The 14,383-nt window shown below is 63.3% G+C and carries 16 protein-coding genes; 7 read left to right on the forward strand and 9 right to left on the reverse strand.

The features are described 5' to 3' along the window. Positions 1-10 precede the first annotated feature (10 nt). The gene (locus QUH67_RS18080) at positions 11-802 is read left to right on the forward strand and encodes a TatD family hydrolase (RefSeq protein ID WP_300948085.1); all 792 of its coding nucleotides are present in this window, start codon (positions 11-13) and stop codon (positions 800-802) included. Continuing rightward, a complete protein-coding gene (locus QUH67_RS18085) occupies positions 799-1,596 on the forward strand; it encodes an MBL fold metallo-hydrolase (protein ID WP_300940143.1) in 798 nt (265 codons plus the stop codon). Before QUH67_RS18080 ends, QUH67_RS18085 begins: the two co-directional genes overlap by 4 nt. Here QUH67_RS18085 and QUH67_RS18090 read toward each other — a convergent pair. Then, positions 1,593-2,177 carry a hypothetical protein gene (locus QUH67_RS18090; protein WP_300940144.1) on the reverse strand — a complete coding sequence of 195 codons (585 nt, stop codon included), beginning with the start codon at positions 2,175-2,177 and terminating at the stop codon, positions 1,593-1,595. The two genes, QUH67_RS18085 and QUH67_RS18090, sit on opposite strands and share 4 nt — an antisense overlap. Positions 2,178-2,251: 74 nt before the next feature. Between QUH67_RS18090 and QUH67_RS18095 the strand changes: the two genes are divergently transcribed. From QUH67_RS18095 to QUH67_RS18105, 3 genes are read left to right on the forward strand one after another with little or no spacing between them, the layout of a single operon-like run. Beyond that, positions 2,252-2,797: a DUF2975 domain-containing protein gene (locus QUH67_RS18095; protein ID WP_300940145.1), complete on the forward strand. Its 546-nt coding sequence runs from the start codon at positions 2,252-2,254 to the stop codon at positions 2,795-2,797. 11 nt (positions 2,798-2,808) lie between these two features. Beyond that, entirely contained in the window at positions 2,809-3,051 is a 243-nt protein-coding gene (locus QUH67_RS18100) for a helix-turn-helix domain-containing protein (protein WP_300940146.1), read from the forward strand. 23 nt (positions 3,052-3,074) lie between these two features. Continuing rightward, positions 3,075-3,695, forward strand: coding sequence for an antibiotic biosynthesis monooxygenase family protein (locus tag QUH67_RS18105; RefSeq protein ID WP_300940147.1), 621 nt, complete (start codon positions 3,075-3,077; stop codon positions 3,693-3,695). A 44-nt stretch (positions 3,696-3,739) separates the two neighbouring features. Here QUH67_RS18105 and QUH67_RS18110 read toward each other — a convergent pair whose 3' ends face one another. The 6 genes from QUH67_RS18110 to QUH67_RS18135 all read right to left on the reverse strand — a co-directional run bounded on the left by QUH67_RS18110 (position 3,740) and on the right by QUH67_RS18135 (position 10,672). Then, positions 3,740-5,389 (reverse strand): acyl-CoA synthetase, encoded by a 1,650-nt coding sequence (locus QUH67_RS18110; protein WP_300940148.1) that lies wholly within the window; start codon positions 5,387-5,389, stop codon positions 3,740-3,742. Positions 5,390-5,412: 23 nt separating this feature from the next. After that, positions 5,413-7,311, reverse strand: coding sequence for a TRAP transporter large permease (locus QUH67_RS18115; RefSeq protein WP_300940149.1), 1,899 nt, complete (start codon positions 7,309-7,311; stop codon positions 5,413-5,415). Positions 7,312-7,350: 39 nt separating this feature from the next. Beyond that, the gene (locus tag QUH67_RS18120) at positions 7,351-8,370 is read right to left on the reverse strand and encodes a TRAP transporter substrate-binding protein (RefSeq protein ID WP_300940150.1); all 1,020 of its coding nucleotides are present in this window, start codon (positions 8,368-8,370) and stop codon (positions 7,351-7,353) included. Between the two features lie 350 nt (positions 8,371-8,720). Next, the gene (locus tag QUH67_RS18125; RefSeq protein WP_300940151.1) at positions 8,721-9,527 is read right to left on the reverse strand and encodes an NAD-dependent protein deacetylase; all 807 of its coding nucleotides are present in this window, start codon (positions 9,525-9,527) and stop codon (positions 8,721-8,723) included. A 70-nt stretch (positions 9,528-9,597) separates the two neighbouring features. Then, on the reverse strand, positions 9,598-10,194 hold the full coding sequence (locus QUH67_RS18130) for a hypothetical protein (RefSeq protein ID WP_300940152.1): 597 nt from the start codon (positions 10,192-10,194) through the stop codon (positions 9,598-9,600). Positions 10,195-10,294: 100 nt separating this feature from the next. After that, positions 10,295-10,672, reverse strand: a complete 378-nt coding sequence (locus QUH67_RS18135; RefSeq protein WP_300940153.1) for a rhodanese-like domain-containing protein — start codon at positions 10,670-10,672, stop codon at positions 10,295-10,297. Between the two features lie 167 nt (positions 10,673-10,839). On the opposite strand from QUH67_RS18135, the gene QUH67_RS18140 reads away from it, so the two are divergent. Beyond that, positions 10,840-11,412 (forward strand): cytochrome b, encoded by a 573-nt coding sequence (locus QUH67_RS18140; RefSeq protein ID WP_300948086.1) that lies wholly within the window; start codon positions 10,840-10,842, stop codon positions 11,410-11,412. Between the two features lie 379 nt (positions 11,413-11,791). Continuing rightward, on the forward strand, positions 11,792-12,637 hold the full coding sequence (locus QUH67_RS18145; RefSeq protein WP_300940154.1) for a class I SAM-dependent methyltransferase: 846 nt from the start codon (positions 11,792-11,794) through the stop codon (positions 12,635-12,637). Between the two features lie 60 nt (positions 12,638-12,697). Here QUH67_RS18145 and QUH67_RS18150 read toward each other — a convergent pair whose 3' ends face one another. Together QUH67_RS18150 and QUH67_RS18155 are read right to left on the reverse strand one after the other, a co-directional pair. After that, complete coding sequence (locus QUH67_RS18150; RefSeq protein WP_300940155.1) at positions 12,698-13,504, reverse strand: enoyl-CoA hydratase/isomerase family protein; 807 nt, start codon at positions 13,502-13,504, stop codon at positions 12,698-12,700. Positions 13,505-13,577: 73 nt separating this feature from the next. Further along, positions 13,578-14,339 (reverse strand): hypothetical protein, encoded by a 762-nt coding sequence (locus QUH67_RS18155; protein WP_300940156.1) that lies wholly within the window; start codon positions 14,337-14,339, stop codon positions 13,578-13,580. Positions 14,340-14,383: the final 44 nt, after the last annotated feature.

The following is a 14,383-nucleotide window of genomic DNA, read 5'->3' on the forward strand; positions in this document are numbered from 1 at the left end:
TTTGCCAGCCATGCTCGTCGATAGTCATTGCCACCTCGACTTTCCGGATTTTGGCGAGGATCTGGACGCGCTGGTCGCGCGCGCCGAGACCGCCGGCGTTGGACGTATGGTCACCATCTCGACCCGGGTGCGGCGGCTCGGCGGGCTGCTCGCGATCGCCGAGCGGTTTCCCAACGTCTATTGCTCGGTCGGCACCCACCCCCATCACGCCGATGAGGAAGACGGCATCTTGGCCGATGAACTGATCGAGCGGACAAAACACCCGAAAGTCGTGGCGCTTGGCGAGGCGGGACTGGATTATTTCTACCAGCATGGCTCGCGCGAAGCGCAGGAGCGCGGCTTTCGTGCCCATATCGCTGCAGCCCGGGCCACGGATCTGCCGCTGGTGATCCATACCCGCGAGGCGGATGTCGACTGCGGCCGCATCCTCGAAGACGAAGTGGCGAAGGGGCCGTTCCGCGCGGTGCTGCATTGCTACACCGGCGGGCGCGACCTTGCGATGAAGGCGATCGATCTCGGCCTGTCGATCTCGTTCACCGGCATCCTGACGTTCAAGAAGTCGGAAGCCTTGCGCGAACTCGCCGCCGAGCTGCCGGCCGATCGCATCATGGTCGAAACCGACGCGCCCTATCTCGCGCCGGGAAAATTTCGCGGCAAGCGCAACGAACCGTCTTACGTGCTCGAGGTCGCCAAGGTGCTGGCGCAGACGCGCGGCGTCTCGCTGGAGGAAATCTCGCGGCAGACCACGGAAAATTTCTTCCGGCTGTTTTCAAAAGTGCCGGCGCCGAAGGTCGCGGCATGACGGTAACGCTGACGATCCTCGGCTGCGGCTCCTCGGCCGGCGTGCCACGGCCGGCGCTCGGTTGGGGCGCCTGCGATCCCGGCAATCCAAAGAACCGCCGCCGCCGCTGCTCGATGATGGTGGAGCGCACCGGTGCGCACGGCACCACGCGGATCGTGATCGACACCTCGCCCGACCTGCGCGAGCAGTTGCTCGACGCCGAGGTCGACCATATCGATGCGGTTTTCCTGACCCATGAGCATGCCGACCAGACCCACGGCATCGACGATCTGCGTTCGGTCGTCATGCACCAGCGCCGGCGTATCCCGGTCTATTTCAACCAGTCGACCGCCAAGGACATCATGGCGCGGTTCTCCTACTGCTTCATCTCGCCGGAGGGCAGCGACTATCCGCCGATCCTGACGCGACATTCGATCGAGGCCGGCGAGAGCCAGGAGATCGAAGGGAAGGGTGGGCCGGTGAAGCTTTCCGCGTTCCTGGTCCATCATGGCAATATCCCTGCGCTCGGTTTCCGTGTCGGCAACGCCGCCTATACGCCCGACCTGCACGACATTCCCGAGGAGAGCTGGCCGGCGCTCGAAAATCTCGACCTCTGGATCGTCGACGGGTTGCGCTACGCCGGCCATCCCAGCCATTTCAGCGTGAGCGATGCGCTGTCATGGATCGAGCGCTTCAAGCCCAAGCGCGCCGTCATCACCAACATGCACTCCGACCTCGATTACGAGGTGCTGCGCCAGAGCCTGCCGGCCGGCGTAATCCCGGCTTACGACGGCATCCGGCTGGATCTGCCTTAAGGTCCGCAGCGCGGGATCTCGGCCACCACGGCGGCGTTCGTCACGATCGAGCGCAGGTCGACGTCGCGGGCCAGCGCCACATAATCCTTGGTCTCGGCCGTTCTCAGATATGTGCTGAAATAGATCGGACCGTCCGGCAGTTCGCCGACCTTGCACGCTTGCGGCCTTACCGAAATCGAGATCGAGCCTTTCTGACCCGAACTCTTCTTGGCGATCAGCTCGGCACGAAAAGCTGTCAGGCGAGCGAGGTCGGCATCATCGATGCGATAGGCGAAGATGTGACTGCCGGCGCTGGCCTCGCGCGTCAGCTCCGCGGGTTCGGGGATTTCGCGCAGCATGAAGTCGCGGGCTTCTTCAGGCGCGCGTCCGACCTGCACGGCGATCCGCAGTGCGACGCCTCTTGGCTGGGCCCGCAGGGCGCGCGGCAGCTTGATCGCGGCGCGCAATTGCGCGGGGTCCGAGGTCTCGAAATCGACCCGGGCGAGTTTGACCATCGAGGTGACCGGCATATGGCTGCAGCCAGACATCGCCCCCATCAGAAGGACGAGCAGCAAGTAGTGCAGGAGACGTCTGGAGTTCATTCTTGGCAACCTTCTTGACGATGATTAATTAACGTAATACGATAATTATATCTCGCGTCAATAGGATTGAACCGATGACCGCATTCGAACGTCCCGATCGTCTCCGCCGCTTTTCCAAGGCCATGGCGATGCTGACCACGCTCGGCATGTTGCTGATCGCCGCCGCCATGATCGCGGTATTCTTCATTCCCGACTGGACGCGAAACCTCCTGCTGGCGCGGCTGGGCCAGGCCGGGCAGGGCTTGTCATTGTCCACGGGACACCTGACCGCCGCTGCGGCCATCACCGCCGTTCCGGTCGGCGTGTTGCTGTTCGGCCTGTGGCAGGTACGTGCGCTATTCCTCAAATTTGCCGATGGGCAGGTGTTCACACTGGCAAGCGCGCGCCTGCTGCGCCATTTCGCCGGCTCCGTGCTGGCGCAGGCCATTCTCGGGCCGGTCTCGTCGACCGCGCTGATGCTCGCCTTCACGCTGAACAATCCGTCGGGCACTCGCCAGCTCGTCATCACCCTGTCGTCTCACGACTATCTGGCGCTGATCGTTGGCGGTGTCCTGCTCGCGGTGTCCTCGGTGATGGTGGAAGCCACCCGCATCGCCGACGAAAACGCATCCTTCGTCTGAGGGCAATGGCGATGCCGATCACCGTCAATCTCGACGTCATGCTGGCGCGGCGAAAGATGCGTTCGAAGGAACTCGCCGAGCGCATCGGGATCACCGAACAGAACGTCTCGCTGCTGAAATCGGGCAAGGTCAAGGGCGTCCGCTTCGACACGCTGGCGCTGATCTGCGAAGCGCTGGACTGCCAGCCCGGCGACATCCTCGAATACCGCGATGATGACGCGGCCAACGAACCTGCCCGCCGCGCACGCGGCTGACTGAATCAGGCGGAGGAACTTTAATGATCGGCCTGTTCTTTGAAGTTCAGACAAAGCCCGGACATCGCGAGCAATATCTCGATCTCGCGGCCGGGCTGAAACCCGACCTCGAGGCGATCGGCGGCTGCCGCTTCATCGAACGCTTCAGGAGTTTGACGCGGGCGGACCTGCTGCTGTCCTATCAGATTTGGCAGGACGAGGGGGCGCTGACGGCGTGGCGCGCCCATGCTCACCATCATGATGTCCAGACCGTCGGCCGCGAGCGGGTGTTTTCGGATTATCGCATCCGTGTGGCGCAGGTCATTCACGAACAACGGCCCGGACAATCGGCCTGGCAGCCCGAGCGGCGCACACCCTACAACGATCCCGCGCGGCGCAAGCCGACCTACATGCTCGCTTCGGAATCAAAGCAGGCCACGCTGGCGGTGGAAACCGACTGGCGCCGCGACGCTTTTGCGAGCGTTTACCGCGACGGGCATTTTGCGCATCTGGTCGATCTGCCAGATGAGTGGGTCGGCATCGAATTCGGCCCGAGTCTGTTTGCCGATCCGACGGTAGAATATTTTCGAGTGTTCGAAGTGATGCGCGATTACGGGATGTTCGAGCGCACCGAAGCGCCGCAATATTATCCGCCGGTGGGATAAGCTTCGTAGGGTGGGCACGCTGCGCTTTGCCCACCCTACTCAAGCTACGCCGTAATTGCTTTCGCCGAATCCACCTGCTCGCGCAGCATGAATTTCTGGATCTTGCCGGTGGACGTCTTCGGGATGGCGCCGAACACGACCGCCTTCGGCGTCTTGAAACCGGACATGTGGCTGCGGCAGAAGGCGATGATCTCGGCTTCCGTCGCCTTGACGCCTTCCTTCAGCTCGACGAAGGCGCAGGGGACTTCGCCCCATTTGCTATCGGGTTTTGCCACCACGGCGGCGAACAGCACGGCGGGATGCTTGTAGAGGATGTCCTCGACCTCGACGGAAGAGATGTTCTCGCCGCCGGATATGATGATGTCCTTGGAGCGGTCCTTGATGATGACGTAGCCATCCGCGTCGAGCACGCCGAGATCGCCGGTGTGAAACCAGCCGCCGGCGAACGCTTCCTGCGTGGCCTTCTCGTTCTTCAGGTAGCCCTTCATCACGATATTGCCGCGGAACATCACCTCGCCGATGGTCTCTCCGTCGCGCGGCACTTCCTGCATGGTCTCGGGGTTCAACACGGTAACGGCTTCTTCCAGCGGGTAGGGCACCCCCTGGCGGCGTTTCAGTTGCGCGCGCTGGTCGGCGGGCAGTTCGTCCCAGCCCGGCTGCTCGGCGCAGACGGAGGCGGGGCCATAGACCTCGGTCAGGCCGTAGACATGGGTCAGCTTGATGCCGATGCTTTCGGCGCCCTCGAGCACGGCGACCGGCGGTGCAGCGCCCGCGATCAATCCTACCACGGGGCGCGCGGCCTTGCCCTTCGGGGCGCCCGGCGCGTTGATCAGCGTGTTGTAGACGATCGGCGCGCCGCACATGTGGGTGACGCCGTGCTTGGGGATCAGCTCGAAGATCTTGGCCGGATCGACCTTGCGCAGGCAGACATTGATGCCGGCCGCAGCGGCCATCGTCCACGGAAAGCACCAGCCGTTGCAGTGGAACATCGGCAGCGTCCAGAGATACACCGGATGCTGGCCCAGATTGCCGGCCAGAATGTTGCTGACGGCGTTGAGATACGCGCCGCGGTGATGAGTCACGACGCCCTTGGGATTGCCCGTGGTGCCCGAGGTATAGCTCAGCGCGATCGCATCCCATTCGTCGCTGGGCCGCTTTGCGACGAAAGCCGGATCGCCTGCGGCGACCGCCGCCTCATATTCGATTTCGCCGATCCGCTTGCCGCCCGCAAACGCCGCGTCGTCGACGTCGACGACATAAGGCTTCGGTCCCTTCATCAGCGTCAGCGCTTCCGCGATCACGCCGGAAAACTCGGGATCGACCAGAATGATCTTCGCGCCGCCATGGTCGAGCTGAAAGGCGATCGAGGGCGCGTCGAGCCGGATGTTCAGCGCGTTCAGCACCGCGCCCGCCATCGGGACCGCAAAGTGCACCTCGTTCATGGCGGGGATGTTCGGCAGCATCGCCGCGACCGTGTCGCCGGTGCCGATGCCGCGGCCGGCGAGCCAGGACGCAAAGCGCTTGCAGCGCTCGTGGGTCTGCGCCCAGGTGAAAATGCGGCCTTCGTAGACGGTGCTGACGTGATCGGGATAGACGGCGGCGCTGCGCGCCAGAAAGCTGAGCGGCGTCAGCGGCACGTAGTTCGCCGGCGTCTTGTCCAATCCGATCGAATACTGGTTCTGGGCTGCGCTCATTGGCTCTGTCCCATCTTAAAAGTTTACAGGAACCCGATGGAAATCCACGGGAAGATCGCCACGATAATCAGGCCGACCATCAGTGCGAGCAGGTAGCCCCAGATTGGCCGGATGCCTTCCGCCGGGTCAACGCGACCGATGGCGCAGGCGGCATAATAGCCCACTCCGAACGGCGGCGCGAACAGTCCGATGCCCATCGCGAGGATGACGATCATCGCATAGTGAACCTCATGGACGCCCACGGCGCGGGCGATCGGAAACAGCAGCGGCCCGAACAGCACGATCGCCGGGATGCCCTCGAGCACGCTGCCGAGGATCACGAACGCCACGATCGACACCGCGATGAACGTCGCCGAACCGCCGGGCAGGCCAGTCATGGCGGCCGCCAGCGTCCGCGAGAAGCCGGATTGCGTGAGCCCCCAGGCCATGCCGGTGGCGCAGCCGATGATCAGCAGGATCGCGCCCGACAGGCACGCGGTCTCGACCAACATTGGCACGATCCGCCGCCAGTCGAAATTGCGGTAGATCAACAGGCCGTAAATCAGGTAGCCGACGATGAAGGCATAGACGATGCCGATGGTGGAGACTTCCGTGGCGGTCGCAATGCCCTCGACCACGGCGTAGCGGATCACGAACGGCAGCGCGATGGCGGGCAGGGCAATGGCGAGGGCGCGGACGATCTCGCCGCCGCTGGCGCGCGTGACGTGCCGCAGGTCCTCGTCGCGGTAACGCCACCACACCAGCGCCGACAGCGTGAGCGCCAGCACGACGCCCGGCAGCAGGCCGCCGGTGAACAGCGCCGCGATCGAAACGCCGGTGACCGAACCGATGGTGATCAGGACGAGGCTCGGCGGAATGGTCTCGGTCTGCGCGCCGGTGGCGGAGAGCAGGGCGACCAGATCGCCCGGCTTGGCGCCCCGCGCCTTCATTTCCGGAAACAGCACCGGCGCCACGGCCGCCATGTCGGCTGCCTTGGAGCCCGAAATGCCCGACACCAGGTACATCGCGCCGACCAGCACGTAATGCAACCCGCCGCGAACGTGCCCTAAGAGGCTCGCCAGGAACGCCACCATGGCGCGCGCCATGCCGGTCATTTCGATCAGCAGCCCCAGGAAGACGAACAGCGGTACCGACAGCAGGATCAGGTGGCTCATGCCCTCGTCCATGCGGCCGACCAGCACCATCAGCGGCGTGCCTGTCGTCAGCGCGAGATAGCCGTAGGTCGCGAGCCCGAAACCGAAGGCGATCGGCACGCCGGCGAACACGCAAAAGCCGGCGACGCCGACAAAGAAGATGATCAGGTTGAGATTGCCGAGCGGTTTTAGCGAGCCTCTCACAAGCCAGAAAACCGCGATGACCAGCGCGACCGACAGGATCGCCGCCGCCAGCGTCCGGACGTTGCCGGATCGCGCCAGCCGCAGCAGCGCAAACATCGCCATCAGCGCAATGCCGACCGGCAGCGCCGCGGCGCGCCAGATATTGGCGATCTGCAGCGCCGGCGTGGTGATATAGCTTTCCTCGTAGGCGTATTCGTAGGCCGGCCAGGCGATCAGGATGAGGAATGCCAGCGCGGCCGAGGTCGCCACCAAATCGAGATAGGCGCGCATGGCCGGTTTGGCGCTGGCGACCACCGCCGTCATCCGCATGTGCTCGGCGCGGCGGAATGCGACCGCGGCGCCCAGCATGGCGAGCCACAGGAACAGGATCGAGGCCAGTTCGTCCGACCAGATCAGCGGCCGGTGCAGCGCATAGCGCGCCACCACGCCGGCAAACAGGATGACGATCTCGGCTATGACCAGGAGCGCGGCCGGAATCTCGACCAGCATTCCCAGCGCGTGTTCAATCGATGCAAGAGCAGATCGGCGGCGAGGGGGCTGACCCACCTCGCCGCCAACGGCTTCACTCAAACCGGCATGAGCCACGACGGCCCCTCAGACGTTACAAGGCGTTACGACAAGATCTTACGACAGCTTCCCGACGGACTTTTCGAGCAGCTCCCAGGCCTGGTCGCCGTATTTGCCCTTCCATTCCGCGTAGAAGCCGGCGGAGCGGAGTTTTTCGCGGAAAGGCGTCACGTTCGGCTGGTTGAAGGTAAGGCCCTTGCCGGCCAGTTCCTGCTGCAGTCCGGCATTCAGTTTCGCGACGTCCTCGCGCTCCTTGACGCCGGCCGCGTTGATGTTTCTGGCGACGATCGTCCGGACATCCTCTGGCAGCTTCTCCCAGGCGCGGCGGTTCGCCAGGAACCAGAAGCCGTCCCACATGTGGTTGGTCAGCGAGCAGAATTTCTGCACTTCATACAGCTTCGCCGTCGAGATGATCGCCAGCGGATTCTCCTGGCCCTCGACGATCTTGGTCTGCAGCGCGGAGTAAACTTCGCTGAAATTGATCGAGGCGGGGGCTGCATCGAACGCCTTGAACATCGAGGTCCAGAGCGGCGACACCGGCACGCGGATCTTGAAGCCCTTGAGGTCGTCAGGGCCGTTGATCGGCTTGCTCGAAGACGTGGTCTGGCGGAAGCCGTTGTCCCAGATCTTGTCCATCACCACGAGGTTCGCCTTGGTGATCTCGCCGCGGATATGGGCGCCCAGGCCGCCGTCCATGGCCTTCCAGACCGTCTCGTAGTCCGGGAACGCAAAACCGATGCCGCTGATGGAGGCCGCCGGCACCAGCGTCGCCAGGATCAGCCCGGACAGCGTGAAGAATTCGACGCCGCCCGAACGGATCTGGCTCAGCATGTCGGTATCGGAACCGAGCTGGTTGTTCGGGAAAATCTGCAGGTCGAACCGGCCATTGGTCTCAGCCTTGATCGCCGCCGCCATTTCCTTGGCGCGAGCGTTCATCGGATGGCCGTCCGGAAGATTGTTGGCGTACTTGTAGGTAAATTCGGCAGTCTGGGCCCGCGCCACCAGTGGCGCGCCAATGCCGCCCAGCACCGCGGACGCCGCGGATGCCTTCAACAGCGTGCGTCGTGAAAAACTCATTGGGCTTCTCCCTTGAGGGTTGTTGTTCTTGGCTGATCCAATATCGCGAACCATCCGCATACCCGCGCGCTTATTGCAGTGTCCGCAGGCGGCGGCAACAGGAGGCTTTGGGCATCAGGATTGACGTGGGAATGGCGTGGGATTGCCCGAGCGAAACCAACGCCGCTATAGCCGCCGGGCTGGCCTGATTTGCCAGAATGTTGGGCCAAATATCTGATCCAATTAGAGATAAATATATTCCATAATATACCTTATGCGAATCGTTGATGTGCGGACTGGGGCACATGAGATTGCGCCCTGCAGCTTCCAGCAACCCGAAAACCCAGGCGGCGGCGCTTGGATGCGCGGTGTCAGAGCAGAAATGAAAGCGCCGCCTCACATCGCTCTTCAAGCTTGAGCGCCAGCAGGTCGTCGGCCCGTGTCTTGCCGATGTTGACCGCAGCGATCGGGATACCGCGCTGTGCGGCTGCCAAAGCAAAGCGATAGCCGGAATAGACCATCAAGGACGAGCCGACGATCAGCATGGCGTCGGCGGCTTCCAGCTGCCGCTGCGCCTCGGTGACTTGATGGCGCGGAACGTTCTCGCCGTAGAATACGACGTCGGGCTTGAGGACGCCGCCGCAGGATCGGCAAGGCGGCACGACAAAGGCCGAGAAATCCAGTCCGTCGAGATCGGCGTCGCCGTCCGGCAGCGCTGCGGCATCCAGCCGAGCCCATGGCGCATTGAGGCGGATCAACTCGTCCTGAAAGTCGACGCGCCGGGTCGTGGTTGAGCAAGCCATGCACCGGACGAGATCCAGTCGCCCGTGAAGGTCGATGACCTCCCTGCTTCCGGCGGCCTGGTGCAGTCGGTCGACATTCTGGGTGAGGAGTAGTTGGCACCGGCCGTTGGCTTCCAGCCGGGCCAGGGCATGATGCGCGTCGTTAGGTTGGGCTTGCCCGAACCGCCGCCATCCAACCATGCTTCGCGCCCAGTACCGCTGGCGCGTCGTCTCGTCGGCGATGAACGCCTGGAATCGAACCGGCTGCGTTCGCTTCCAGTTGCCGTCGCCATCGCGATAATCGGGGATGCCCGAATGAGTGCTGCAGCCCGCCCCGGTCAGGACAAAGAGCTTTTGATGCTTTTCAACGAAATTCTTGAGTGCGGGATTTGCCATGCCTGACCGCATCTAATTCGCCTGTGGCCGTGATGCCAGTGGCGCCCGCGGCGTGGTCGACGCGCGAACGTCAGAGGCGCCGACGTAATCCCACCTGGCCCTGTTCCTCGGAACTGACGCCAGCGTCATACGGCCTGAGCTCGACGGCAGCGGCCGCCAGGCGCCGGTACAGGTCGCGCCGTCGCGCCAGCGGCCACCAGTCGTAGAGAAAGATCTCGAGCGGCCGCCAGTTCGCGACCCAGCCGAGGATCAGCAGGCTTTCTTCGACCAGCCGCTGGACCGGATTTGCAAGCACGTATCCGGCGGCAAATCGCGCGGCGACGAAGCATGCGACGAGGATTGGAATTCCGATCGCTAGCGAGCGTCGGCCGATCCGGAACAGCTCATTGAGGTCGTTCTGGACGGCAACAGCCCGGCCCTCGAAATAGTGATGAAATGCCGCGTTCAGTTCGGCGGAATTCGCAGCGCGCGCATCGCCTTCCCGGACATGGACGGCAATCCTGATCGGACGCTTGTCGGGCAGTTCGCGGGCCCAGCCGACGATGTATTCTTCGGCCTCCTGATCGAGATCCTTTTCCCAGAACGGAAATGGATCGAGCGTATGAAAAAGCTGGGCCAGCCGATCGACGCGGATTTCGATCAGATGCTCCGCATCTTGCGTTGCCATGGCGTCGTGATTCCGGACATGCGGCCTGCCCCGCAAGCCGCATTTCTGAACCCATCTCGGCCCGCCGACTTGCGCCAGGTCAAGGCCGCCTGGGCGCCGATCAGGCCTTTTCCACCTCTCCGCCCGCATCCAGCCAGCCCTTGAAGCCGCCGAGGTTGCGGACGTTGGAATAACCCATGTCCTTGAGGGTCTTGCCGACGAGTGCTGAGCGTCCGCCGGAAGCACAATAGGCGATCACGGTCTTGGCGCGGTCGAAGGCTGCGTCATGCATCGCCGAGGCCGGATCGGCGCGAAACTCGACAAGGCCACGCGGGACGGCAAGCGCGCCCGGGACCTTTCCCGAAGTCGCCACTTCTGCAGGCTCGCGAACGTCAAGAAACAGGACGTCGGGCCTGCCCAGCAATCCCTTGGCTTCGTCCGGGCTGATGCGCGGCACGGCGGCCTCTGCTTCGGCCAGCATCGCTTGTACTGTTTTCATGTTGTTTCCTTCATGGTTCGCCACGGCGGGCACATCCTCATCTAGGTCGCGATCGCGGCGATGCAAAGCCAAATCGGCCGCTGGTCGCAATTGCCGCAACGATCTATGGCACTCTGGCCTTGATTTCGATCAAGTGAACTCCTTGAGGACTGCGCTATTCTTTCGTGATGCAAATTCTCAATTCCCCCGCGCGGTACGGCGCGATTGCGCAGTCACTACACTGGAGCGTGGTGTTGCTGGTCCTGCTTGCGTGGGGATTGGGGGTTGTGGGTGACGAGGTTCCGAAAGGCACTGCGGAAGCCGCTGTCTTGTTCGTACACATGTCCGCCGGGCTGCTGGTCGTGTTCCTCACGATGATGCGCTTGTTGTGGCGCCTCGCCGATCCGTCTCCGCAACCGGAAAGAACTGAGTTCGGCAACTTTGCCTTCGCAGGGTGGATAGGCCTGGGGGCCAAACTGGCACATCTCGGGCTATATGTGTTGCTGGTCGCGGTCCCCCTCCTCGGCATCGCCGTTGAATTTGCGCGCGGCAAAGGGTTGCCTGTCTTCGGACTGTTCGAAATCGCTACGCCATGGCCGGCTGACCGGGCCCTGGCACGAAATCTCAAGGGCATCCATGAACTGCTGGCCCACGGGCTGATGGCTCTAGCCGGCCTGCACGCGGTGTCGGCACTGATCCACCACTGGATCTTCCACGACAACACCTTGGTTCGAATGCTGCCGGGATCGCGGGGCCGATAACGAGCGCATCGCCTCCGGCGACACCGCATTGATCCCGTCGCCGCAGTCGAAACGCACCACCGGGCGATGCGGCCTCCCTGCCCTTTGATTTCCCGAAACCTCAGCTCAGACAGAGAGCACGTGCCACGGCGGCTCGGGCGGGACGAAGTGCAAAAAAAAGAATGGGATTGAAGAGTGCGCGCGTTAACTAAACAACGCTGCTCTTGCTCAAGTAATATACGCAAAACATAGTTTCGATCAAGAATTGTTCTTTCGTTCTTCCTTCGCCAGTTTCCCGAAACCAAACGGTTCTCGCATCTATTCGAATGCCCTCCGAGCAGTGCGACGTCGTCGCGCTGGAACGAGGACGCATGTCCTCCAGGCACAAGGTGGTGATTTCATGAACGAACGACAGCCAAGCCGGACCGCTCTCGGCGCAGCAGGATATCGTGCAGCCCATCAGCAATTGGACGGCGGTGCGGTGTTCTTCGACCCCTTCGCCCTCACCATTCTCGGTGACGGTGCCGACGCCATCATCGCGGGGTTATCCGCCGACCCGGCTCAGCAGCGCACACGCATCTTCATGGCGGCGCGCAGCCGTTTCGCCGAGGATTGTCTTGGCGCAGCCGTTTCGCGCGGTGTGCGGCAAGCGGTGGTTCTCGGAGCCGGCTTCGATACATTTGCGCTGCGCAATCCCTATTCGGACCTGGGGTTGCGGGTTTTTGAGGTCGACCATGCCGCGACCCAGGCCTGGAAACGCAGGCGCCTGTCAGAGGTCGGCCTCGCCATTCCGGCGTCGTTGACCTTCGCGGCCATCGACTTCGAAACCGATGATCTCGGTCACGGGCTCCGTGACGCCGGCTTCGATCCGGATCGTCCCGCGTTCTTCATCTGGCTTGGCGTCGTACCCTATCTTGGTCGAGCAGCCATCGCGGCCACGTTGCGCTACATCGCCAGTGTCCCGAAATCCGAGGTGGTGTTCGATTACAGCGAGCCTCTGGAGAACTACCCTCCGGAGTGGCGAGCCACGATCGTTGAACTCGCGGCCTTCACGGCCGCAATCGGCGAACCCTGGCTTAGTCATTTCGATCCCGACGAGATCGCGCAGGAGCTTCGTGGGCACGGCTTCGGGGAGCTCGAGGACGTCGGGATGTCTGAGGTGGCCGTACGCTATCTGGGGGCGCCCGCCGGCGGCCCCGAGGTTGGTGCCGGGCCGCATGTGATCCGCGCAGCCCGTACGCCGTGATCGTCGGGTCGAAGGCCCGGTGCGCTCAACAACCGGCGCACCGGGCAAGCCGGCATCGATCTACCTTCCCCTGAACTTCGGCTTGCGCCGTTCCAGGAACGCGGCGACCCCCTCCTTGTGATCCTCGCTCATGCTCGCCAGCGCAAACTGGTCGACGTCCATGTGGCTGGCGAGATCGTCGAGTGCATGCGCCAGGCGGTTGACCGTCAGCTTGGTCATCGCGACCGAGAGCGGCGGCTGGGCGGCCACCTTGGCGGCGAGCGCCATCGCGGCGTCGAAGGCCTTGCCGGGGTCGGCTACCTCCTCCACCAGACGCCATTCGTAGGCCTCGGCGGCGGTGATGCGCTGATCGGCAAGGATCACGGCCTGCTTGGTGCGCGCCGGTCCCATTAGATGCAGCATGCGCGGCACGCTCTGCCAGCTCATGTTCATGCCGAGCCCGATTTCGGGTACCCGCATGTGAGCGTCTTTCGCCATCACCCGAAAATCCAGCGCGACCGCCAGCGCGACGCCGCCGCCGACGCAAAAGCCTTCGATGGCGCCGATGGTGATCTGCTCCATTTCCTGCCATGCCCGCGTCATCCGCGGCCCGAGTTTCAGGTGGCGGCGGAGCGCGCCGAGGTCCATGGATTTGCGGGAGCGGCCCTCGGGGTCCTTCAAATCGAAACCCGCGCTGAACGATTTTGGGCCGCCGGTCAGCACCACGACCGAGGTCGTATCGTCATCCTCAAAATTTCGCGCCGCATCCGTGAGCTGGCGCATCGCTTCCGGCGACATCGCGTTGACGCCATCGCCGCGGTCGAAGCGAACCACCGCAATGCGGCCGTCCGGGCCAAGACCCGTCTCAATCTTTACGAATTCTGCCAACGCACGGCCCCCCTCTCCCTGCCCTTTGATTTCATCGAACCTTAGCTCAGAAACCGGCCGGCTTGGGAAGCGCTTAAAGATGGCCCGTACGGTGCTGCTCAGGCCTGCTGTCGGGCACCGGGAAACGGATCGTCGTGCCGAGCGTGATCCAGTTGGCGTTTTCGCCCGTGATATTGCGGCCGTAGATCAGGTCGACCGAGAAAATCTCGTTGGGCCGGTAGCGCACGCCGGTCTGAAACCGCGGCTGGACCACGCGCGGCGTATCCGATTGGCCCGCCTGGCCAAAGGCTTCAATGGTCCACTGCAAGGTTTCCGTGAACTTCCAGTCGAAGCCGATGCCGTAGAGCAGATAGTGTCGATCGACGCTGCGGTCCCACAGCCAGCCGCCGTTGAAATTGAGGCGCGTGTTTTCGCCGAGCCGGAACGTCGCTGGCACGACCGCAAAGGCGGTCAGGTTTTCGCCGGTCAAGACATCGAAGGCGCCGCCGGCGTAAAGCGAAAAGCCGAGCCTGCCGATGCCGGTCGGCGCGATGTTCATCTTGGCTTTCGGCGAGAACGTATTGCTCCACTCCCCGTCGCTGCGCGCACGGTTCATGTTCATGCTGAGTTCAACCGGCTGAAACAGGTTGACCACGCAGGACGGGTTTGCCACGGCCGAGAAATCGGTATTGGAGGCGGCCGACAACCAGCTTTCGATCTTGCACGATGCTGCTTCGCCAATGTCGGCAGCATCGACCGCATAGGCGCCGTTGGCCGCCCGCGCCTCGCCGGCCGGCAACCAGGCGGAAATCGCCGCCGCGACCGCTATGGCCGTGCACCCTGCCCTGATCCCCATCGGCAAATGCTAGCAGAGTCTCCGCCTCGACATATCAGGGATTT

It is taken from the genome of Bradyrhizobium roseum, from assembly GCF_030413175.1.
GTDB classification, from domain to species: Bacteria; Pseudomonadota; Alphaproteobacteria; order Rhizobiales; family Xanthobacteraceae; genus Bradyrhizobium; species Bradyrhizobium roseum.

Coding starts and splice junctions, on each gene's coding strand:
- QUH67_RS18085 (WP_300940143.1), top strand. CDS start 799: ATGACGGTAACGCTGACGATCCTCGGCTGCGGCTCCTCGGCCGGCGTG.
- QUH67_RS18110 (WP_300940148.1), bottom strand. CDS start 5,389: ATGAGCGCAGCCCAGAACCAGTATTCGATCGGATTGGACAAGACGCCG.
- QUH67_RS18135 (WP_300940153.1), bottom strand. CDS start 10,672: ATGAAAACAGTACAAGCGATGCTGGCCGAAGCAGAGGCCGCCGTGCCG.
- QUH67_RS18140 (WP_300948086.1), top strand. CDS start 10,840: ATGCAAATTCTCAATTCCCCCGCGCGGTACGGCGCGATTGCGCAGTCA.
- QUH67_RS18120 (WP_300940150.1), bottom strand. CDS start 8,370: ATGAGTTTTTCACGACGCACGCTGTTGAAGGCATCCGCGGCGTCCGCG.
- QUH67_RS18130 (WP_300940152.1), bottom strand. CDS start 10,194: ATGGCAACGCAAGATGCGGAGCATCTGATCGAAATCCGCGTCGATCGG.
- QUH67_RS18090 (WP_300940144.1), bottom strand. CDS start 2,177: ATGAACTCCAGACGTCTCCTGCACTACTTGCTGCTCGTCCTTCTGATG.
- QUH67_RS18145 (WP_300940154.1), top strand. CDS start 11,792: ATGAACGAACGACAGCCAAGCCGGACCGCTCTCGGCGCAGCAGGATAT.
- QUH67_RS18095 (WP_300940145.1), top strand. CDS start 2,252: ATGACCGCATTCGAACGTCCCGATCGTCTCCGCCGCTTTTCCAAGGCC.
- QUH67_RS18080 (WP_300948085.1), top strand. CDS start 11: ATGCTCGTCGATAGTCATTGCCACCTCGACTTTCCGGATTTTGGCGAG.
- QUH67_RS18100 (WP_300940146.1), top strand. CDS start 2,809: ATGCCGATCACCGTCAATCTCGACGTCATGCTGGCGCGGCGAAAGATG.
- QUH67_RS18155 (WP_300940156.1), bottom strand. CDS start 14,339: ATGGGGATCAGGGCAGGGTGCACGGCCATAGCGGTCGCGGCGGCGATT.
- QUH67_RS18105 (WP_300940147.1), top strand. CDS start 3,075: ATGATCGGCCTGTTCTTTGAAGTTCAGACAAAGCCCGGACATCGCGAG.
- QUH67_RS18125 (WP_300940151.1), bottom strand. CDS start 9,527: ATGGCAAATCCCGCACTCAAGAATTTCGTTGAAAAGCATCAAAAGCTC.